The sequence below is a fragment of the Vibrio cincinnatiensis DSM 19608 genome, assembly GCF_900167345.1.
Classification (GTDB): Bacteria; Pseudomonadota; Gammaproteobacteria; order Enterobacterales; family Vibrionaceae; genus Vibrio; species Vibrio cincinnatiensis.
The window spans coordinates 22,306-42,613 of record NZ_FUXB01000012.1; the positions used below are offsets into that span (position 1 = coordinate 22,306).

Here is a 20,308-nt window from a genome sequence, read left to right on the forward strand (position 1 = left end):
CACTCAAACACGATGTGATTGGGTGAACCATAATAGCTAAAGTACAGAAGCCACAATAAGTCCGTGAGCAAGTAGATAGCTACCTGAAATCCAATACTGGCCGTAAGGCAAAGAGTGCCGATAATCGTGAATCGCCAATAATAAGGCCGATAAGATAAAAATCAGGCTACCAACAAAACCCACTAACGACGCCAACGAAGGTAACTTAAGCCACACTTCCCCTGATGCCCACGCCAATTGAACAAGAACCCCCCCCATGATGGTCACGGGAAAAATCAAAGTATCAAGCTGAGGCAATAAAAGAAAAAAAGCCACGATGCTCGTTGCCAACAAGAGTGCAGGTAGCCACCACACAATGGTTCCGGGAATCTGAATCCAAAATGCTTTGCTATAACAAAGCTGCGCGGCTAAAAACGCAAAAAAACAAACTTTCGGCCATTTATCGAGAAGATGTAAACTGTCAGCCAACATTGCCACCATAAGTCCCAACGCCACCCAAATTGTCGCACTAGACCAAGCAGGGACTTGCTCCACGAGCATGGCAAACAATAATGCTAGCGTCATATTTTTAAACAACAATGCTTGTTTAACTTTATGGTTTTCAAACGCAGAAATGCTGATGAATCCCGATAAGGCGACAGAAATCCAGCCCCACATGCCGATACCTCTTATGAAATCTGCCGCCAGTGTAGGCTTGTCAGAAATGAAGTCCAGAAACGAACTGCAAAAATTGGATCTGGATTGCGAATCAACTTCACTTCAAATCTAAGGTATTCGAGACGTTAGCGGTTCTTTATGCACGCCCCTCCCCAGAAGCAATAGAGAGCAAAAATCATAAAAAACACCATTTTAAACAACTAAATCACTAAATAATTAAGTAATACAAGAGAAATAAATTTAAAACGAATAAATCAAATTCCAATAAAAACAATAAAATACTTATTATTTATTAAAAAATGAATAACTGTAAATGATTAATAAAAATAACACCTATAAAAATAACAATAAGACCAAATTATACTCCTCTGACCAGAAATAGAAAAACATTCACCCTCAAATCTCCACGTCGGCTTTCTTAAAAAATGAGAATTAACCAAATAATGACAACCAAAGCCAACCACCCACCAAAACCATAACAAGGACAATATTCCAACATTAAATTAACTAAAAAATACAAATAAAAATCAACAAGTTGAAAAACATTCGAATTAAAACAATACAGAAAGAATAAGAAACAAACAGCCCATAACTCATACTTTACTCTCATGAAAGATCAAGATAAGTCACCATAAAGTGTCTTTTTTAATAGCTTAAGATAGATCCCCTTGATCAAGGCTGTAAAGTAGTGCTATTCTGACAGCACAGGATGAGACAACAAACAGAGGAGCAGTGTTATGATTTCTTCATCTCAAAAACAGGGATTGGTAATGATTGCAGTCATCGTAGGCTTAATGACACTGCCGTTACTTTACTAACTATCTGTAAATAAACAAAAAGGACGCATTCGCGTCCTTTTTGTTTATTTGTCTACTAGAAATTACCTGCGAAAAAAATTCATTTGCCCGTAAATTTACAGAGAGTTAGGAAGGTACTTTGATACTTCATCCCAGTGGATATAATAAAAAAGCATCGCTGCTAGTGTCATCAATGCCACCAAAGTGAGTGCGACTCGCCATACAAAACGGCCACTACGAGGCGTCAGCTCTTTTTCACACTCCAGACAAAGGTTAAAAAAAGCGTTCCTATCTTCTAAGTGATAATGATCTTCATGCACGATTTTATTGCGAATGGTCGCAACATATCTTAATTTTTTAATGATATTGTGGGGTAAACGCTCTTCACAACTAGAAATCAGTTGGTGTAACCCCTTACCTTGCGCATGATATTGCTGACGAAGCAAGGTTTCTAATCTTCGCGTTCGTAATACAACTTGTTCTATCTCTGACATTACTGCCTCCTTGCTTAACTACTCACGCTATTGGGGTATTTTCACCCACTCATCAAGATAAGCGCTACTCTCTTGTCAATTAAACCCTGATATCAATAGAGAAATGTGAGATCAACCGAAAAATATCGCTATATAATGACAACTTATACCGATTATTGCAGCAAACTGCTCATAAGATACGACTCACGATTGTCTACAACCTTTACGTTGGAGTAAGCCATGTCCCCTTTATTATTACTCTTGTTCAGCTTAATCAGTTTACTCATCGCTGGATTATGGCTATTTAGCCGATTTTTTCGTCGCCATATGCAAGGTGAAAATGCCCCACAACGTCGCGCCTTGGTCACTATTTTAGACAAACAAATCATCGAAATATCACACCCATTACCCGACCAAGAAAATCAAGAATACTGGATCTATGTTCAAAAAGGGACATTAGGCCCGAAAAGAGAGTTCCAAGTCGGCCCTCACTATTTCCATGCCTTAACCCCAGGAGATCAAGGTGAACTCACCTACCAAGGGCGCAAATTCCTCCATTTTGCATTAACACGCTAAGGAAGGAGCCAACGTGTTTTAGCGCTGCGAGAGAGTAAATAGCTGACAGCTAATGCACCACCACCACTGAGCATAACCCACAGAGGGATAACCCAAAGAGGATTGCCTTGATACCACCCATAGGTTTTCATCGGCCAAAGAAAAATAGGGTGCAGTAAGTAGATTCCTAAACTGTACTGACTGATGACTCGAATAAACGTCTGCAAAGCATTCGGGAGTTTTTCAGCCCAAGCTCGACAAACCACAAAGACCATCACAGCCGCACAAACCACATTCACGGTTTTATAGGATAACCAACGACCGACGGTGTAACTGCCCTCTTGCAAACTAAGATGGATAACCGAATACGTAGTTATCCCGAGCGCTGCAATGCCAAACCCAACGGCCACAGACACCGTGAGCTTATTCATGGGTAACTTTTGATACAGTAAGTAACCTAAAGGTAAATAACCACTAAATAGCCACCACTGCTGGCTCCAAATCCCCTCAATACCGCATAAATATAGCCATGTGGTTAGCAACCATGCCCCCACCCATACATACCAGAACCCATCGTCAACTCGTTGAACCAACCAATGTAAACCGGGAATAATGAAATAAAGGGGAATAAAGTAATAGAAAAACCCTAGGTGGTAATAGGTTTCATGCTGAGGAAATGCCACGACGCTTCGCCAAACCATTGCAAGGTCAAAACCTCGGGCACTCCAACCTGAAAGGTAAGCATAGAACAACGACCAAATTAAGAAAGGGATAACAACTTTACCTAACCGCCGCTGTAGATAATAGCGCCACTGAAAAGGTCGAGGATCACTGAGCATCAAGGCTCCAGAAATGAGAATGAATACCGGTACAGCCCAGCGACTCACACTATTGAGGGTGACCGCTGTCATCCATTGGCCATCAGGAATCACTCCTAATCCGTAGCGATAAGGTGCGAGAACATGGATGGTGATCACCGCGAACGCTGCCACACAGCGAAGTAGATCAAAAAAAATTACGCGCTTTGTCATGAGTCTTTCTCTTGTTTATCTTCCGAGACCATAAACCATCTCATGGGTGCTTGTGTAAAAACAGCGCTAGCCCAACGTCAACTCTTGTTCTATGACAAAGATTAATAGTTATTACCTATTGAAACAATGCACATAATCCCCTTTAAAGTCGGTCATGAGAGGCATATGATGTTTACACGATTTCAAAGAAATCCACTTAATTCAAAAAACTTAAATGAGGTGAGTGTATGAAAACCAATCTGATCGGCCTAGACAACAACCAAAGCCAACAACTCGCTCAATCGTTGAACCGTTTATTGGCTAACTATCAAGTATTTTATATGAATACTCGTGGCTATCACTGGAACATTAAAGGTAAAAAATTCTTTGAATTGCATGCTAAATTCGAAGAAATTTATACTGATTTGCAAATCAAAATCGATGAATTGGCCGAACGTATCTTAACCTTGGGTGCGCAACCTCTGCATAGTTTTAGTGATTACCTCGCTACAACAGAGATTAAAGAACATACCAATGCCACTGATGCTCAAAGCACCATGCAAGGCTTATTGAATGGTTTTAGTTCACTGATTGCTCAACAACGGACTATTTTATCACTAGCCGCTGAAGTCGGTGATGAAGGGACAAGTGCCCAAATGAGTGACTATATTCGTGAACAAGAAAAATTGGTGTGGATGCTGAATGCTTGGCTACAATAAATCCATATCCATGAATGAATAATTATTAATGATTAGGCTGGCGGTATAAGCTCCCCAAAGACAGGCTCTTACCGTCAGCCGCTTTTCGATTAATCACGCCTCACCTCTTGGCTCCAAACCTGTGCCGCATTGAGTTCTTGAGTTACCTCGCTCACAGCAAGCCCCAATACCTGACAATGCTTTTCGACCCCTTGCCAATCCGCCTTCTCAAAACACTCTTCTAAGCTTAGCAGCTCACCAAATGGACCCTCTCGCTTATTCAAAGCTTGTTTGATCGCTTGAGTGACGGGTAATTGCTCAAGCAGATTATCCAATGGCATATCTAATAAAGCATCCAGTACCGAAAATAGTCCGATTAAGAACGCCTGCTCTTTATGCTCATCAAACGGTCTGCGCTTAGCCATCAACTGGCAGAACTGCGCCCGCTGTAGAGATAAATTATAAAGCTCTTGTGGCTTTTTAACCGAGATGTAAGAGGCTACGGTCAAAGAAACAAAGATTTTTAGTTGATCTTGTCCGAGATAGACCAAAGCCTGACGAAAGGAAGAAATAGGTACACTCAAGCGAGGGGAAAGTCGATTAACAAAACGTAGCAACTTATAAGATAACGCAATATCTTGCGCTATGATCTGTTCCACTCGCTCAAAATCTACACTAGGCCGACACACTTCTTGAAATAGCTGCATCGAAATTACTTGTTCAGGGCTGAGATAGCGCTGCTTAATGAGTTGAGGTTTACTAAAAAAATACCCTTGAAAGAAACTAAAGCCCGCACGGCGGGCCATATCAAACTGTTCTTGTGTTTCCACCTTTTCGGCTAAAAATCGTCGCTTACTGCCCGAGGCCAGTCGCTGCTCTACAGTATGGCAGGCTTGCTCAATTCCCATTTCAATAATGTCGAGTTTCACAATATGCACATAAGGTAGGAAACGTTCCCAATCTGGGCTATACACAAAGTCGTCTAACGCAATAAGGTAACCACGCGAACTTAACTCTTGAATCACGGTAAACAATTCATCACTAGGAGGGCAAGTTTCAAGCACTTCCACCACAATTTGCTCTTTAGGCAAAGTAAGAGGCAAGCGCCGTAGCAAGCTTTTATAGGGGAAGTTAATAAAACAACGGGAGTATTCGATCGAAGGGTTGGTTCCCACGGCGAGGAAGTTCTCAACAATTAAGCGATACGTTGCACGGTCAGAATCGATTTGGCTAGGAAACGCATTTCGCTCCCCATCACGAAACAATAGCTCATAACCGAGTGTATGCTTTTTAGCATTAAAAATCGGTTGCCTTGCAACATAGGTGGTATACATCGCCCCCTCAAACATGGTTGTTTTATACCCCTATCACTCTCAGATCTTACGCAGTGCCTATCATACCTTACCGATAGCTCAACACTAAACCAAACTCTGGTTATTTTTCGCTAATTCTTAACTTCAATCAATATCCATTTAGGGATCTCGCGGCCTCTGCTTTCTATTCGTTGCAATTTTCAGCGACTCGCTTATTCTAGCTAAGCTCAGCATGGCGCTGAGGGCCAAACTCCGTAAAAAAGATCAGATAAATTCATGCCACAGACATACAGCCAAGAAACCCATTTTCCACAACAGATATCACAAACGATTACCCCATGGTGGCAGCAGAACAGTCATCAGGCGTACTACCACACATCAGACAACACACAATTATATTGGTGTTCAATGACCGCACCACAACATACTAAAGCCATCGTGGTCGTGAATGGACGGCTCGAATCGGTATGGAAATATCAGGAACTGTTTTATGATCTCTTTCAGCAAGGGTATGACATTTACTCTTTTGATCACCGAGGGCAGGGCCTATCGGATCGACTGCTCAATGATAAAGAAATCGGCCATGTTCACACCTTTGACGATTATGTCCGTGATTTAGCAGAATTGGTCCCTCATTTTCCTTTGCAGCGCTATGCACAGCGTTATTTATTGGCGCACTCCATGGGGGGAACCATTGCTACCCGTTACCTAGAAACCCATGCTGAACACCCTTTTGATGCGGTTGCGTTAAGCGCCCCGATGCTGGGTATTCATCTTCCTTGGCCACTATCGACGATGGTAGAACCCATTTCTTGCTTACTCACACTTCTCTATCGGACTCCCCACTATGCTCCCGGTTATGGCCCTTACTATGCAAAACCCTTTGCCATTAACCCACTCACCCACAGTGAGATTCGCTATCAGTGGTTTCGTGAGTTGTATGAACAAAAACCAACATTAAAATTGGGTGGGCCAAGCACTCGCTGGGTGTGGCAAGGGCTTAAAGCAGCCCGACGTTGCTTGAAACACACCCACCAGTTAACGATTCCGACCTTACTCATGCAGGCCGGATGCGATACCATCGTCAGCAATGCCTCTCAAACTCGTTTTATGGCTCAACTCGCCAAAACCAATCCTAATAGCCGGATTCAGCTTATTCATGGTGCAAAACATGAGTTACTGTTTGAGAGTGATCGCTACCGAAATCAGGCATTAGATGCCCTATTCACTCATTTTAATTCGCCAATATTGAAATAGGGGAAAAAGCACCTTAAGACTTTTACCCTCTTTTTCTCACGGATTATCCCTTACACTATTTGGCCAAGATCGTTTACTTGGCGACCTTACCTGCGACAACGAGGGTTATATGACCACTGAACAAAAAACGGTACCATTTCGTATTGTGGCTTCCGATCTGGATGGCACACTGTTAGCGCCCAATCATCAATTAAGTGCCTTTTCCAAACAGACACTCAACGATCTTCATCAACAAGGCTTTACTTTCGTTTTTGCGACAGGCCGTCATCATGTCGATGTTGCGGGAATTCGAGAAATCGCAGGGATTCCAGCCTACATGATCACCGCCAACGGGGCACGAGTGCACGATCAACATAACCAAGTCATGTACAGTAAGAACGTTCCTTCTGAACAAGTGCAGGCCATCATTGATCAAGTCAAAGGCGATGATTCCATCTACATTCATATGTACCGAAATGATGAATGGTTACTGAATCGTGAAGATGAGGTACTTCGCAACTTCCATAAAGATTCCGGCTTTACCTATCAGGTTTTCGATGTGAATCATGCCCCCACCGACGGCGTCGCAAAAATTTTCTTTACCAACGAAAGCAAAGATCACGAACAACTCGTACAGATTGAAGCCCTGATCAACCAACGCTTTGCCGGACAAGTCAGCGTCGCCTTTTCTACACCATGGTGTTTAGAAGTGATGGGAGCGGGAGTGTCAAAAGGGGATGCTTTGCAGGTTGTCGCCGAGTCACTGGGATTGTCACTGGCTGATTGCATCGCATTTGGCGATGGAATGAATGATGTTGAAATGCTCACCATGGCTGGCAAAGGCTTAGTCATGCAGACGGCACATGAAAAAGTACTACGAGCGCTACCCAATAACGAAGTCATTGGTAGCAATGCTGATGACGCGGTCGCTCACTATCTACAAGATCACCTACAACTGTCAGTCAGTCACGCATAAGCCGCGGCCCTTTCCTGTTATCCCCCATCCGAGCGATGGGGTTCCCTGCGGGCGCTTTACTGCTCCCTATTACCGTCTTGCTTCGATCTGTCCAGTCTCTTCCAATTAATCATTGCGCCCCCTTCCCAAGAGGAAACCTTTTCTGTCCGTAGAGTGTCAATAGAACAGGCGTTGGTTCTGTTTTAAACCAACGATATGCCATAATGCCCGAAGTCCGTTGCATTTTTGTCACGAGGAAGAGATACCATGAAGCAGCTGAACGTCCCAGCAGCCATACTCGCACTACTCGCTCTACAAGCGTGTTCATCATCCCCGACCACCCAAAGCCAAATAGTGCCAGTCAATGCCACGCTGGATAATCCAGCCACGGTCGTTCCCCAAACCTTTATTATGCGAGGGGAAGTTGTCGTTGGACCGGAAGTTCGCTCTTTCACCCCTTGCGGCAGTAACCAGCAATATTGGTTAGACTGGACACCCGAACTGACTCAACAAGCTCTGAAGCTCAATCAATCCCCTTATCAAATACTGTATGGAGAAATGATTGGTTATCTCACGCCACCAAGCCAAACGGGATTTAACGCCGACTATATGGCCCGTTTTGTCGTTCAGCAGGTAAATCAATTAAGTGCTGAGAATAATAAAGGGTGTCAACACCCTACTAGACCGACTCGAGCCTTTGGCAATGAGCCGTTTTGGTCAATCCAGTTTTCCCCACAAGGGCTAGAATTTCAGCCATTCGGTGGCAATAAACAGGTACTGGCCATCCAAAGTAGCCAACTGTCTGCCAACCGCCGAACGTATCAGTTTGAACAAGGTCATCTGAAGTTGGAAAGAAAATCCTGTACCGATGGCATGAGTCAGAATGTATACAGTTGGCGTTCAACGTTAACGCTTAACGGTGAGACCTACCAAGGCTGCGCCGTGCTCAGCAATCTCGATACAACACAAGAGTGGGTAGGCACCTACTTTGCCAGCGCAACCGAGCAGCAAGGCTTTGGAGTGACATTAGAACTGAACCCTGATCATAGTGCGACCACTCGCTACCGTTATTTAAACCATGAACGAGAATTAGTTGAAAAAGGGTTCTGGCAACAGCTCAACCCAAATCAAGTTCAAGTGGTCATGACCTTACATCAGCAGCAATATTTACTCTCTGAGCGAGTGTTCACTCGTCATGGTTATCAGCTCCATGCCGACAAAGAAAAAGTGGGCAATGTGGTGTACCCCATCAGCAATAGTGGCATTACCCTTTACCAAGCTAAGCCAGTAAGTTCTCCCCCTGCAACAGAAAAAATAACCTTGAGTGAAACTACCCAACACATTCACTCCCGCGATGAGTATGATGAAGAGGTTGACCAAGCTGTACGCCGATATTTTGCACTGCATCAAAGTACCCCCAGCCAAACACATTACCGTTGGTTAAAATATGATTTAAATGGTAATCAACACCCCGAACTGCTCGTCCAGCTCGATTGGTGCCAAGAAGCACAATGCACCTTGCTCATATTTGAGCAAAAAAATGGGGAGTGGCAGTTTAATAGCCGTATCAATGGAGTACAGACCCCCTTCCGGTTAGGAAAAAGCTCACAGTATGGCTGGCAGGATCTGATGCTCCCTATCAATACCGAGCAATCGGTGACGGCACACCAACTGCAATATAACGGTATTAGCTACCCAGTCAGTATTAAAAAAGCAAAGACGGCTCACGCCAATGAAATCAGTGGTGTTCGGTTGTTTGCCGATGGGTTATCACCGCGAACTGGGGTCAAACTTTAATGCAAGCTTGTTCAGGGTGTGGCCTTCGCCACCAATGTTTATGCTCGGCTATCCCTCGGCTATCCAGTGAGTTGTCTTTGTCACTACTCACCCATGAGAATGAATATCAACGAGAGACCAACACTGGGCGGTGGCTAGTTCAATCCCTGCCCAGTTGCTCAGTGTTTACTTGGCAACGAACGTCACCCCCCGAAGCCCTATTACAGCGAATGGCCGGCCCAAATTATCATTCCGTTTTGGTCTACCCCAGTGAGCAAAGTGTTCCTGTGACGCTCGAACACCAAAATGCACAACGAATGGGCAAGAAAATGCATTTTATCGTACTCGATGGTACATGGCAGGAAGCTAAAAAGATGTTGCGTAAAAGCCCTTGGTTAGCGATACCTCATGTGCAGATCAACGCACAAGGTGAGTCATGCTATCAGCTAAGACGTCACCAACAGGTAGGACACTTATGTACCTTAGAAGTGGGAAGCGCTTTACTCAACGCTCTAAATGAACCCCAAAATGCACAACGGTTAAACACTTTTCTCCACCGTTTCATGCATACCCTGCAAGCGGATAAAAGTGGCCACGCACTGGTAAATTACCTTGATTGACGTGGAATATTCAGTAAAGAGCATAAACTCTGTGGCTGACCTAGGTAAAAGCCTTGCAAATAATCGACCCCCATATCTTCACTGATCTGGCACACCGCCTCATTGTGTACAAATTCAGCCACGGTTTTGGCATTGAGCACCTGACATAATTTCACCAGTTGCTGAGCAATTTTTCGCTGTTTCTTATCTTGGTCGATATTTCGGATTAAGCTGCCATCGAGTTTAATCACCTGAGGTTCCAACTTGATGATCTCATCAATGTTTGAATAACCACTGCCAAAATCATCCACAATAATTCTCACCCCTAAACGGCGAAAATGGTCACAAACCTCGATCATACGTCCATAGTCTTTAATTTGTTCATTCTCAAGTACTTCTAACCCCACTCGAGCAGGGTGAGCCAAAGATTGAATCGCTGTTTCAAGGCGTTGTAATGTTCGTTCACTCATCAAATCTTGTGGTGACAGATTAATGGAAAAATCTTCATGACGATCTCGCATCAGTTCAAAAGTACGATGAATCATCTGCCGACTTAATCGCGTATAGAGGTGACTCCCTTCAATGATGGGCAGAAAACGTCCGGGTAAAATGATTTCTCCTTCATCTTCAATCCTAACTAAGCACTCGTAAGAAGCGAGTTGATGGCTGTGCGCATGCACAATCGGCTGCGCATAAACCAATACGTTATCATCCAATACCGCTCGACTGACACATGATAACCATCCAAGCCGCTGCTGTCGGAGTTGATCATGAGTCCGCAAATGTGTCGCGCTACAAAAATGACGGTTACGATGAAAAGCATAGCGCCTCGCCTCGATGGCTCGGAGCAGTAAATCATCAGCATCCAACTCGGGAAACTCTTTACGGCTCACTAAACCCGCACAAAGCGAAACTGATACATAATCAATTTCAGGCAATCCAAATGGCTCAAAATTGACATGCTCAAGCTGTTCAACAAATTGGGAAAAAGTTTGATGAATGATCTCTTCCCCAACATCAACAGTTAAGATGGCAGCCCACTCCCCAACTCCAATCGCATACAAAGCGCTTTTTTCAGGAAGGTGTTCAGTAAGATAGCTTTGGAAATGGCCGGTTAAATCGAGCAATAATTTATCGCCCACTTGATAACCATACTTTTCATTGATTTGGTTAAAGTTGGTTAACTTTAATGCCAGCAAATGCTCACGGTTTGCCATACGCAATAATTTTTCACGTAAAACCACGCGGTTTGGTAACCCAGTTCGACGATCAACTCGATAACTCGCCGTCAACAAAGAAGCTTGATCTTGGATCTTTTGTGACAGATCGCGGTTCATCTCGTCCAAATCGTCCAACGCATTACGAATCAAGCTAAATAGTGGGGCTAACTCATCATGTCGAACATAATGAAAGGGAGGAAGCACCTCTGGGTTTGGCTCTCCTTCACGCAGGGCAAAATAGGTCATGCTATGATGCAATACTCGCTGTAGCTGGCCATCGTGCCATAGCTCCCCGGAACAATACCCCCCAGAGGTCAACGCCACCGATTGAAACGGTAATAACTCTTGATTGTCTTCCATAAAATCTAGCCGAGAAGTACAGTTATACACGAAGATCTGTTCTGGCTGAAAAAGACGCAGTTGTTCAGCGCCTAATTGAACTTGCTCAAGTGTTAATGATGGATGGTCAAAACAGAAGCGTACTTCATCACCCACCGATAAAGCTTCATTAAAAACTAAGCCGCTCTCCTCCTCATACAGCGGAACATACACATCTTGCAGCGCTAGCTCACCTTTAATTAACGGGAAATTATGCAGCATTTCTAATGGAACATGCTGGCCATCCCCTAAGTAGCGATTGTATACCTGACGGATCGGTGTATCGTCCAACTTCCATACCGTTTTATCTTGGGCCGCCGTGACACGGAAACTACGTCCGAGTGGATTCCATTCGGTATAAGCGCCAGTGTGAACATTCAGATTATCTCCATGCATCGCCACACAGACCATCGCATCATCATAAAATTGCCGACCGTGCAATACCCAGACACCATGAGGCGTTTCAGTTGCCGCCCCACCCGCGACCGGAACCCCCGGAGCCAGATAATTAAAGGCACGAAATCGCTCATGATCATCCATCTTCATTTGAGCAACAAAACAGAGTAGACATTGGGTATTCGATTGTAGAGAAAGGCTATCGAGTAGCTGTTCAGTATCTTGTTTGCCTGACACCGTGTTGACTTGAACGGCGGTGGTGAGCTGGCTATGAGCAAAATGACTAACCATAATCAAAGTGCCCGCATGGCAAATTTCACCTTGGTGAATCATCTGGTCAGCACTAAAGCCAATCAGATGGGCATCAGGGTATCGGGTAAGTAGCTGATCCGCTAACACCTGAACGTTTTCCACCGGCTGACTGGAAATCAGTTGAATTAGTTGATTGCCGGAATCAGACGAGGCGACATCCCATGTTATGTCACTTAGCGACTGATGTTCAGAAAGGAATAAAGATGTCGTGAACATACTTCCTGTAACTCATCTTGCAACTATGCCATCACTCGGCATAAAACCGTATACCATCTGAAAACTACGTTAATGATTATCTTGAAAAATCACAATCTTTATTCAATAAATCAGTGCACTTAGTTGTGAGAGACTGTTGACCTCAACATCCGGCAAAACTTTTGCATCACGACTTGCACGTAATGTGTGACCATGATCATTATACCAACAGGCTTGGAACCCATTTTCTTTGGCTCCTTGTACATCCGTCACTAAATGATCGCCCACATGCAAAATGGCTGAGGCAGGAAGTTGCAGGAACTGACGTGCCTTACAAAAGAGATCGGGGTAGGGTTTAGCTCGTCCATCCGGGCCCGCCTTCAAAACCCGTTGGAAATAGTCACTCAAACCAATCTTCTCAACATCCACATTACCGTTGGTTATTGCGACCAAAGGCCTCTTCTGTGCCAGCGAGCGTAACACTTGGTGAGTTAATGTCGGAACGGTGACTAAATTTCTGAGTCGTAAGACTTCTTCGATGGCCTCTTCGGCGGCTTGCTTAGCTTGACTTGGTGAATAACCTAACCGGTGTAAACCTTGTCTGATTTGTTCAAAACGCCATAGTGTTACATCATGATTTAACCAAGGATCTTCGCTAGCCAACTGCCACTTTAATTGGTTCCACCATGCCATGGATTGAGTGGCTGTCACGGGGTGATGCTGATAGAGCCACTGAGCAATTTGTTGCTCTAAATGCCGGATTACTGGGTGGTTATCGTATAACGTGTCATCCAAATCAAAGGTCATGGCTTGGATAGGTTGTAGCTGACGATAAAAATGCATCCCTACTCCTTGGTTTTTTTTCTGGCTCGTGGATGAGCTTGATCATACACCTGAGCAAGATGCTGAAAATCAAGATGGGTATAGATTTGTGTCGTCGAAATGTTCTCATGCCCCAATAGTTCCTGAACGGCACGTAAATTATTGCTCGATTCCAGCATATGGGTAGCAAAAGAGTGACGCAGTTTATGCGGGCTGATATGGCTCGCCACCGACTGCTTCTGCCCCCATTCTGCCAATCGTTTTTGTACATTACGATGAGAGATACGCCCACCTAATTTGGAAATAAACAGAGCGGGTTCATCATCTTTTAACAACGTCGGGCGCACCGTTAACCATTGACTGACCCATTCTTTAGCCTGACCTGAAAACGGAGCTTTACGCTCTTTGTTCCCTTTACCGATCACCCGAATTTCGCCACGGCTAAAACTGATGTCTTTAACATTAATCGCCACCAATTCTGCTAACCGCAACCCTGCACCATACATGAGTTCCATAATGGCACGATCACGAATGGAGAGTGGATCATCCGCCTCAACCTCTAATAGCTGAGCCATTTCATCCACATCCAAATTCTTCGGTAACGGGCGCTGCTTTCTGGGTGCAGAGACCCCTTTAGCAGGATTAGCGGCTAATTCACCTCGTAGAATCAGAAAATCGAAAAAACTGCGCAGAGAAGAAAGACGCGTTGCCAGGCTACTGGCTTTCATTCCCTCGCGCATGCCTTTACTAGCAAGCTGACGCACCCAAGCGGCATCCACTTGCTGCCACTGAGTGATCCCCATTTGGCTTAAATGCGCGGCCATTGCCTGTAACTGCTGCTGATAATTACGTTGAGTGTGGATACTCAGCCCTTTCTCACTGCGTAAATATTCATAGAAACGCAGTAATGGCTGAGTTAACCCATTAGGCAGAGGGGGAATGGATTCGTTCATGCTCATAACCTTGCCAAGGGAGTAAGTCGATTAAATGAGACAGCACCAGAGCTAAATGACGCAGAAATAAGGTATCCATACAAGGTTGAAAATGCCCACCATCACGGCTCGCAAAGGCCAAAATCCCTTGTGGCTGAGAAGCGCCTAGCGGCAGAATCACATAAGAGCCCATTTCTGGCGTCAAGCTACGCTCACCAAACAGTTGTTGACGATCGGCCTGTCGCAAACGCCCTAAATAAGCAGACTTACCATTGAAGTGATTGGTGGCAAAGCGCTGCCATTGCTCTTGTGTCATTGCATACTCACTCATCGGCGAGCCAATCAAACGCACATAGGCCGTTAACCCAAGCCGTTGCGCTGTGCCTTCAATGGCTCGGAAAACCTCGCTCAAACCACTGCACTGCAACACTTTTTCTTGCAACGCCATAAATTCATGGAAGGTTCGATCATTATTCGCCGCGAGCGACATCAACGTCGTGATTTCTTCTTCTAATTCCTCAATACGTTGCCGTTGTCGAGCCATCTGGATATGGACAAGGGAAACCGCTCCCGCATCGGAACGAGGCAATGACAATGACTCAACCAACTGAGGGTAGTGGAGAAAAAAATCAGGGTGATCTCGTAAATACTCGGCCACCACTTCAGCGGTCAGAGCATCAGCCTGTTGTTGTAACAAAACACATCCTTAATTTAGCAAGATAATTGACCATCAAACACATGAGTAGCAGGCCCAGTCATATACAAAGGTTTACCCGGACCTTGCCAGCGGATCTCTAAATGCCCACCGGGCAGTTGAACGGTTACGGTATGGTCTAAAATACCTTGAACAATACCAACCGCAACCGCCGCACAAGCTCCACTGCCGCATGCTTGAGTTTCCCCCGAACCTCGTTCATAAACACGAAGTTTAATGTGTTGGCGATCGATCACTTGCATAAAACCCGCATTAACCCGCTCGGGAAAGCGCTCATGAGATTCCAGTAAAGGCCCTAACGTTTGAACATCTGCCGTCGTCACATCTTCAACGACGGTGACAACATGCGGGTTCCCCATGCTGACCGCCCCACAAAATAAGGTTTGCTCATCAACACGCATGATGTACGTTTTTTCTGCCTGTTTGGCGCGAAATGGAATCTTGCTCGGTTCAAACTCCGGCTCACCCATATTGACCGTAATTTGATCATCTTCCTCAATGGAAAGAATAATTTTGCCTTTTTTAGTGCTAACACTGAGTTGATATTTATTGGTCAACCCTTTCATTCGCACAAAACGGGCAAAACAACGAGCCCCATTACCGCACTGTTCAACTTCACTACCATCCGCATTGAAAATGCGGTAGTGGAAATCCGTTTCGGGATCATAAGGCGCTTCCACCACCAACAGTTGATCGAAGCCAACGCCAGTATGACGATTCGCCAAACGCCGAATCAGCTCTGGAGAGAAGAAAACGTTCTGGGTAATGCAGTCCACGACCATAAAATCATTACCCAAACCGTGCATTTTAGAAAAATGGAAATGCATAAGGAATCACTTTACTCTGGCAAAAGACTTTCCAAGGCCCACAGGCTGGAAAGAGGTTCACGCTGACGAACGAGGTAGGTTTTGTCACCATCCACCATCACCTCTGCCGCGCGAGTTCGGGTATTGTAGTTAGACGACATCGCAAAGCCATAAGCACCTGCCGAGCGTACCGCCAACAGATCGCCTTGCTCTAACACTAAGCGACGATCTTTCCCTAAGAAATCCCCCGTTTCACACACAGGCCCCACCAAATCATAAGCAACCGCCTCTCCTGTACGAGGTGAAACAGGCACGATATTTTGCCAGGCTTGATACAGAGCTGGGCGCATCAAATCATTCATCGCCGCATCAATAATGGCAAAGTTTTTATGTTCGGTATGCTTAAGAAACTCTACCCGTGTGAGCAACACTCCCGCATTGGCGGCAATCGATCGCCCAGGTTCAAAAATCAACTCTAAGTGCTGATGATTCTCTAAACGCGCCAACAGTGCTTTAGCATAGTCTGATGGTTGAGGGGGTTGCTCATCTCGGTAAACAACGCCAAGCCCACCGCCGACATCAAGATGCTGAATCGTAATGCCTTCGGCTTGCAATGAATCAATTAAAGCCAATAGACGATCGGCCGCATCGATAAAAGGGGTTATTTCCGTCAATTGTGAGCCGATATGGCAGTCAATACCACGCACATCAATATGGGGTAAACTTTGCGCTAAACGGTAAACATCCGGCGCACGTTCAAACGCAATACCAAATTTATTATCACGTAACCCAGTAGAAATATAAGGGTGTGTTTTTGCATCCACATCAGGATTAATACGTAAAGAAACGGGCGCTTTGACACCCAGCTCTCCCGCCACTTCATTCAGTCGCGCGAGCTCTGGCTCTGATTCAACATTAAAACACTTAATGTTCAGTGTTAATGCTCGTTTCATCTCTTGGGCTGTTTTACCTACCCCAGAGAAAACCACTTTACTGGGATCGCCACCCGCAGCGATAACGCGCTCCAGTTCACCACCAGAGACAATATCAAATCCCGATCCTAACCGGGCTAAGGTATTGAGCACACCTAAGTTAGAGTTGGCTTTGACGGCGTAGCAAACCAAATGAGGATGCCCAGCCAAAGAACGGTCAAAGGCATGCCAGTGTCGTTCTAATGTGGCTCTAGAATAGACATAAAGTGGGGTGCCGTATTGCTCAGCCAAATGGGACAAAGCAACGTTTTCTGCCCACAGTTGACCATCTTCCTGATAATTGAAGTAATCCAAAATTCTTTCCCTTAATCTAATTCTTAAATCTACTGACTTTGTTCACTCTGCTGAGCATCATCAGGCAAGTATAATGGGCCAGTTTGTCCACACCCTGCTAAAGCGAGTACAGACAACAAAAACAGTGCGGTGACGGACTTTTTCATTTTGCATATCGTGATTATTGAATCAATGCCTCCTATAATCGCACCACAATCAAGAAAAGCAATAGGATAGATAAGATGAACGATACTGAATTTCATCAACAAGCGGATAGTCAGATGCAACGCATTGAACAAGCCATTGATGAGGCTGGGGCCGATATTGATTATGAAACATCCGGTAACGTCATGACGTTAGAGTTTGATGACCGCAGCCAAATTATTATTAACCGCCAAGAACCCATGAAAGAGATTTGGTTAGCCTCAAAATCTGGCGGGTTTCATTTCCAGTGGAAAGAGGAGCAGTGGATTTGCTCTAAAACTGGAGTCGAGCTACTGGAAATGGTAAAGCAAGAATGCGAAAAACACGCCGATGAAATAATAGATTGGCAATAACGAAGGCCTTAACCCACAACGATCACCAAAAGAGCACAGCGGTGCTCTTTTTAGTGCCCATCAGCTTAATAGCCATTCACCGCTTTAGACGGGCGAGAATACAGCGCGGAGTCATTACGGTAAGGCACCACATAGCTTTCACCCTCTTCTGGATGGATGATCTGATAATACTGTGGCAAGTTAAAATTAATCAGTTTAGAGGCGATTTGGTTATCATCCCGCACCGAGGTGTAAAAACTATTTACACTGGCAATCATCTCATCTTTTTCACCACTAAACTGGTGATATACCTCTATCCGGTTTGCTTCATCCAACACATAAATATTAAAGCCTTTTTCGGTGTCTTCGAAAAAGAACTGCACAAGCCCTTCACTGGCAAACCCATCCACCACTTCTGGCAATTGGTAATCCTGCTCTCTATCTAACATCAGCAGTGGTGAGCCTTTCAGCTTATTACTGCTGATGCTGCGATAAAAATCGACCGAATTTTCTAACCGCTGTACCGAAACGCCTCGCCGTTCAAAAAACAGCCCGTACATCTGTTTACCGATTCGTAATGCTTTAAAGCGACGACGTTTTTCTTGTTCAACCGGTTTAAGGCGTAAATCAATGCACTCGGCTAAGAGCTGATAGATCAGATTACGCATAACACCGCGTAAGTTTTTGCTATAACAAAACACATCCACCGATTCTGGTGGTAAAGCGTCTTGATGCATTTTGCCTAAGATGGTCTTTAACGCATCCAATATTGCGGTTTCCCCTTTAAAATGCAGGGTTCGCACTTCTTGCCATGAATTACGATAAACCAGATCGACACTGCCAACCAAACACTGTTGCTCACAGCCAAAACTAAAAATATCCAGCGTTTTTAAATCCACTTTTAACGATTTTCCGGCCAGTTGCACGGTCGGATCATTTTCAAAGTTAATAAACATCGCTAGTTGGCTAATTTCACAAGGGCTGGCCAGCGCCATCATGGTTGGGCGACGTTTATGAAGAGAGAAAGTATTACGTAAATCACTCACCATCTGATAAAACTTATCAATGTCTAAGTGCGCACCGCGAACCACCGAATGTAAATTCGTCGACTCGGTGATCAACCCATTAAAAAAAGCCCAAGCCACCAATTTACTCAAATATTCGTTACGCTCTAGATAACGCTGACTGAACATTCGTTTTGCAACTGGAGGCTGTTTATAGAGATACCAGCCAGAAGGGTTCACACGCCCAGTCGGAACCTCAATAAAGGTTAAATCCGCTTCATGCAGATCCGGTGAAATTTGGGGATTTAATAAGGTGACCTTACCCGGCAGAACCTCAAACGCCGCATACAGCTTACGCGCTAATATCGAGATATCCTGCGGGCTGATAGCCGAGGTAATATCATGACGGCGGGCAAATTGAATCAGGTTGCGATAACTCAGCATTAAAGCATCAAGTAAGGCATGATGCACAATTTTGACTTGCTCTACTTTCCAATGGCGACGGTTATCTAATTCTTGCAACAACGTCGAATCCCATTTCCACTCATGCACCATATGCCCTAATGCTTCGCGTCGCCACGCTACTGAATCGGCTTGAGGTTCACGTGATAATTTTTCATGGGTTTTCAGATAAAAACAGCGGCGCACGAGATCCAGACGAGCGTGATCACCAATCTGAAGCAGATAGCGAGTCACTTTTTTAAGCATCAAGTAATACGCGTCCATCCCATACAAATCCGGCTCATGGGCAAAAAAACGGCGTTTAGTATCAATACTTAATAGTTGAGTATGTGGGTACTCCCACGAATAGGCTTCTAACAGGGTGGCTTTAAGTACCGATTTATAGGGTGAATCGATACTCTTATATAACTGCCATAAATTGGCACCAAAATACTCTTCGGCTGGAATACGATTTAAACGACCAAAGTCGATCCACTGAGAGCAGTCAATGTATTGATTGGCACACAACTGATCAACATACTCGTCGTAACACTCTTCCATCTCTGGTGGCACTATTTGCCATAGTAAACGCTTACCGGCCAAACGAACCGCCGAGCGATAAAACTCGTCTAACAATAGAAGATGCTGGGAGGAACCACAGTTTTCACCGGTCATTTTATCGGAACGGTTATGCCGAAAACGCTGCTCATCCATAATAAAGAAGTTAGCTTCAATACCTTGGCTTTTTGCCCAATCGGTAATCAGCAAACACTTATTACTTAAATTTTCTCGATCATCACACTCCATTGAGGCTGATACACACACCCAAATATCTAAATCACTGGATGAGCTTTGTCCGATGGATGATGTACTCCCCATGGTGTAGAGCCCTAAAATCATTGGCTGTTTGGGGGAGTGAAGCGGCTGACCTAACGCCAGTTCGGTATCTTCGACTAATTGCTGTTGAACCGCATTCATCTCAAAACAGTGAATACCATGGGGAACTTGCTGATCTAAATAGCCAGGAATTAACGGATGGTTGTAGTGCAGAAGCGCAGGAATCAGCTGAAAAACACGCTGACCTTGTAAATCCATAAGCGCCAGCGCCCGCTCAGTGCGTTGCCGGTTCAGATTGTCTAATCGTTGAATTAAGGTCGTTGTGTAAGCCTGCAAGGTTGGTTCCTTGGTTGAAACATTAATGCGCGCTTTGGTTATGT

19 protein-coding genes are annotated in these 20,308 nt (G+C 44.7%); 7 read left to right on the forward strand and 12 right to left on the reverse strand.

Features of this window, described 5'->3' with window-relative positions:
* Nucleotides 1-36 precede the first annotated feature (36 nt).
* On the reverse strand, nucleotides 37-657 hold the full coding sequence (locus B5D54_RS11890) for a lysoplasmalogenase (protein ID WP_078926761.1): 621 nt from the start codon (nucleotides 655-657) through the stop codon (nucleotides 37-39).
* 913 nt (nucleotides 658-1,570) lie between these two features.
* Entirely contained in the window at nucleotides 1,571-1,948 is a 378-nt protein-coding gene (locus tag B5D54_RS11895; RefSeq protein WP_078926762.1) for a DUF4145 domain-containing protein, read from the reverse strand.
* Nucleotides 1,949-2,167: 219 nt separating this feature from the next.
* On the opposite strand from B5D54_RS11895, the gene B5D54_RS11900 reads away from it, so the two are divergent.
* The gene (locus B5D54_RS11900; protein WP_078926763.1) at nucleotides 2,168-2,503 is read left to right on the forward strand and encodes a DUF2500 domain-containing protein; all 336 of its coding nucleotides are present in this window, start codon (nucleotides 2,168-2,170) and stop codon (nucleotides 2,501-2,503) included.
* On the opposite strand, the gene B5D54_RS11905 is transcribed toward B5D54_RS11900, so the two are convergent.
* Nucleotides 2,500-3,513 carry an acyltransferase gene (locus B5D54_RS11905; protein ID WP_078926764.1) on the reverse strand — a complete coding sequence of 338 codons (1,014 nt, stop codon included), beginning with the start codon at nucleotides 3,511-3,513 and terminating at the stop codon, nucleotides 2,500-2,502. The two genes, B5D54_RS11900 and B5D54_RS11905, sit on opposite strands and share 4 nt — an antisense overlap.
* Before the next feature lie 227 nt (nucleotides 3,514-3,740).
* Here B5D54_RS11905 and B5D54_RS11910 point away from each other — a divergent pair, with 227 nt between their 5' ends.
* Complete coding sequence (locus B5D54_RS11910; protein ID WP_078926765.1) at nucleotides 3,741-4,211, forward strand: Dps family protein; 471 nt, start codon at nucleotides 3,741-3,743, stop codon at nucleotides 4,209-4,211.
* 89 nt (nucleotides 4,212-4,300) lie between these two features.
* Here B5D54_RS11910 and B5D54_RS11915 read toward each other — a convergent pair whose 3' ends face one another.
* Nucleotides 4,301-5,524, reverse strand: coding sequence for an EAL and HDOD domain-containing protein (locus tag B5D54_RS11915; RefSeq protein ID WP_078926766.1), 1,224 nt, complete (start codon nucleotides 5,522-5,524; stop codon nucleotides 4,301-4,303).
* A gap of 255 nt (nucleotides 5,525-5,779) precedes the next feature.
* Between B5D54_RS11915 and B5D54_RS11920 the strand changes: the two genes are divergently transcribed.
* From B5D54_RS11920 to B5D54_RS11935, 4 genes are all read left to right on the forward strand, one after another.
* Entirely contained in the window at nucleotides 5,780-6,760 is a 981-nt protein-coding gene (locus B5D54_RS11920) for an alpha/beta fold hydrolase (RefSeq protein ID WP_078926767.1), read from the forward strand.
* 109 nt (nucleotides 6,761-6,869) lie between these two features.
* Complete coding sequence (locus B5D54_RS11925; protein WP_078926768.1) at nucleotides 6,870-7,715, forward strand: Cof-type HAD-IIB family hydrolase; 846 nt, start codon at nucleotides 6,870-6,872, stop codon at nucleotides 7,713-7,715.
* Nucleotides 7,716-7,961: 246 nt separating this feature from the next.
* Nucleotides 7,962-9,491 carry a COG3650 family protein gene (locus tag B5D54_RS11930; RefSeq protein ID WP_078926769.1) on the forward strand — a complete coding sequence of 510 codons (1,530 nt, stop codon included), beginning with the start codon at nucleotides 7,962-7,964 and terminating at the stop codon, nucleotides 9,489-9,491.
* Nucleotides 9,491-10,090 (forward strand): tRNA-uridine aminocarboxypropyltransferase, encoded by a 600-nt coding sequence (locus B5D54_RS11935; RefSeq protein ID WP_078926770.1) that lies wholly within the window; start codon nucleotides 9,491-9,493, stop codon nucleotides 10,088-10,090. The genes B5D54_RS11930 and B5D54_RS11935 overlap by 1 nt, the downstream gene beginning before the upstream one ends.
* Here the strand turns inward: B5D54_RS11935 and B5D54_RS11940 are convergent.
* The 7 genes from B5D54_RS11940 to lptM form a co-directional block, all read right to left on the reverse strand.
* A complete protein-coding gene (locus B5D54_RS11940; protein WP_078926771.1) occupies nucleotides 10,078-12,591 on the reverse strand; it encodes a bifunctional diguanylate cyclase/phosphodiesterase in 2,514 nt (837 codons plus the stop codon). The genes B5D54_RS11935 and B5D54_RS11940 overlap by 13 nt on opposite strands.
* Nucleotides 12,592-12,693: 102 nt before the next feature.
* On the reverse strand, nucleotides 12,694-13,413 hold the full coding sequence (gene yigB, locus B5D54_RS11945; protein WP_078926772.1) for a 5-amino-6-(5-phospho-D-ribitylamino)uracil phosphatase YigB: 720 nt from the start codon (nucleotides 13,411-13,413) through the stop codon (nucleotides 12,694-12,696).
* Between the two features lie 2 nt (nucleotides 13,414-13,415).
* The gene (gene xerC, locus B5D54_RS11950) at nucleotides 13,416-14,345 is read right to left on the reverse strand and encodes a tyrosine recombinase XerC (RefSeq protein WP_078926773.1); all 930 of its coding nucleotides are present in this window, start codon (nucleotides 14,343-14,345) and stop codon (nucleotides 13,416-13,418) included.
* Complete coding sequence (locus tag B5D54_RS11955) at nucleotides 14,317-15,021, reverse strand: DUF484 family protein (protein WP_078926774.1); 705 nt, start codon at nucleotides 15,019-15,021, stop codon at nucleotides 14,317-14,319. The genes xerC and B5D54_RS11955 overlap by 29 nt, the downstream gene beginning before the upstream one ends.
* Before the next feature lie 14 nt (nucleotides 15,022-15,035).
* The gene (gene dapF / locus B5D54_RS11960; protein WP_078926775.1) at nucleotides 15,036-15,866 is read right to left on the reverse strand and encodes a diaminopimelate epimerase; all 831 of its coding nucleotides are present in this window, start codon (nucleotides 15,864-15,866) and stop codon (nucleotides 15,036-15,038) included.
* Nucleotides 15,867-15,877: 11 nt separating this feature from the next.
* Nucleotides 15,878-17,131: a diaminopimelate decarboxylase gene (lysA, locus tag B5D54_RS11965; protein WP_078926776.1), complete on the reverse strand. Its 1,254-nt coding sequence runs from the start codon at nucleotides 17,129-17,131 to the stop codon at nucleotides 15,878-15,880.
* A 29-nt stretch (nucleotides 17,132-17,160) separates the two neighbouring features.
* The gene (gene lptM / locus B5D54_RS17510; RefSeq protein ID WP_407834605.1) at nucleotides 17,161-17,277 is read right to left on the reverse strand and encodes an LPS translocon maturation chaperone LptM; all 117 of its coding nucleotides are present in this window, start codon (nucleotides 17,275-17,277) and stop codon (nucleotides 17,161-17,163) included.
* Nucleotides 17,278-17,352: 75 nt separating this feature from the next.
* On the opposite strand from lptM, the gene cyaY reads away from it, so the two are divergent.
* The gene (gene cyaY, locus B5D54_RS11975; protein WP_078926778.1) at nucleotides 17,353-17,667 is read left to right on the forward strand and encodes an iron donor protein CyaY; all 315 of its coding nucleotides are present in this window, start codon (nucleotides 17,353-17,355) and stop codon (nucleotides 17,665-17,667) included.
* Nucleotides 17,668-17,732: 65 nt separating this feature from the next.
* On the opposite strand, the gene B5D54_RS11980 is transcribed toward cyaY, so the two are convergent.
* The gene (locus B5D54_RS11980) at nucleotides 17,733-20,264 is read right to left on the reverse strand and encodes a class I adenylate cyclase (RefSeq protein ID WP_078926779.1); all 2,532 of its coding nucleotides are present in this window, start codon (nucleotides 20,262-20,264) and stop codon (nucleotides 17,733-17,735) included.
* Nucleotides 20,265-20,308 lie beyond the last annotated feature (44 nt).

What these genes read in the sequence shown, in the direction of transcription:
- cyaY (WP_078926778.1), top strand. Translation starts at nt 17,353, where the DNA reads ATGAACGATACTGAATTTCATCAACAAGCGGATAGTCAGATGCAACGC.
- dapF (WP_078926775.1), bottom strand. Translation starts at nt 15,866, where the DNA reads ATGCATTTCCATTTTTCTAAAATGCACGGTTTGGGTAATGATTTTATG.
- B5D54_RS11890 (WP_078926761.1), bottom strand. Translation starts at nt 657, where the DNA reads ATGTGGGGCTGGATTTCTGTCGCCTTATCGGGATTCATCAGCATTTCT.
- xerC (WP_078926773.1), bottom strand. Translation starts at nt 14,345, where the DNA reads ATGAACGAATCCATTCCCCCTCTGCCTAATGGGTTAACTCAGCCATTA.
- B5D54_RS11940 (WP_078926771.1), bottom strand. Translation starts at nt 12,591, where the DNA reads ATGTTCACGACATCTTTATTCCTTTCTGAACATCAGTCGCTAAGTGAC.
- lptM (WP_407834605.1), bottom strand. Translation starts at nt 17,277, where the DNA reads ATGAAAAAGTCCGTCACCGCACTGTTTTTGTTGTCTGTACTCGCTTTA.
- B5D54_RS11910 (WP_078926765.1), top strand. Translation starts at nt 3,741, where the DNA reads ATGAAAACCAATCTGATCGGCCTAGACAACAACCAAAGCCAACAACTC.
- B5D54_RS11920 (WP_078926767.1), top strand. Translation starts at nt 5,780, where the DNA reads ATGCCACAGACATACAGCCAAGAAACCCATTTTCCACAACAGATATCA.
- B5D54_RS11935 (WP_078926770.1), top strand. Translation starts at nt 9,491, where the DNA reads ATGCAAGCTTGTTCAGGGTGTGGCCTTCGCCACCAATGTTTATGCTCG.
- B5D54_RS11900 (WP_078926763.1), top strand. Translation starts at nt 2,168, where the DNA reads ATGTCCCCTTTATTATTACTCTTGTTCAGCTTAATCAGTTTACTCATC.
- B5D54_RS11930 (WP_078926769.1), top strand. Translation starts at nt 7,962, where the DNA reads ATGAAGCAGCTGAACGTCCCAGCAGCCATACTCGCACTACTCGCTCTA.
- B5D54_RS11905 (WP_078926764.1), bottom strand. Translation starts at nt 3,513, where the DNA reads ATGACAAAGCGCGTAATTTTTTTTGATCTACTTCGCTGTGTGGCAGCG.
- B5D54_RS11915 (WP_078926766.1), bottom strand. Translation starts at nt 5,524, where the DNA reads ATGTATACCACCTATGTTGCAAGGCAACCGATTTTTAATGCTAAAAAG.
- B5D54_RS11925 (WP_078926768.1), top strand. Translation starts at nt 6,870, where the DNA reads ATGACCACTGAACAAAAAACGGTACCATTTCGTATTGTGGCTTCCGAT.
- yigB (WP_078926772.1), bottom strand. Translation starts at nt 13,413, where the DNA reads ATGCATTTTTATCGTCAGCTACAACCTATCCAAGCCATGACCTTTGAT.
- B5D54_RS11895 (WP_078926762.1), bottom strand. Translation starts at nt 1,948, where the DNA reads ATGTCAGAGATAGAACAAGTTGTATTACGAACGCGAAGATTAGAAACC.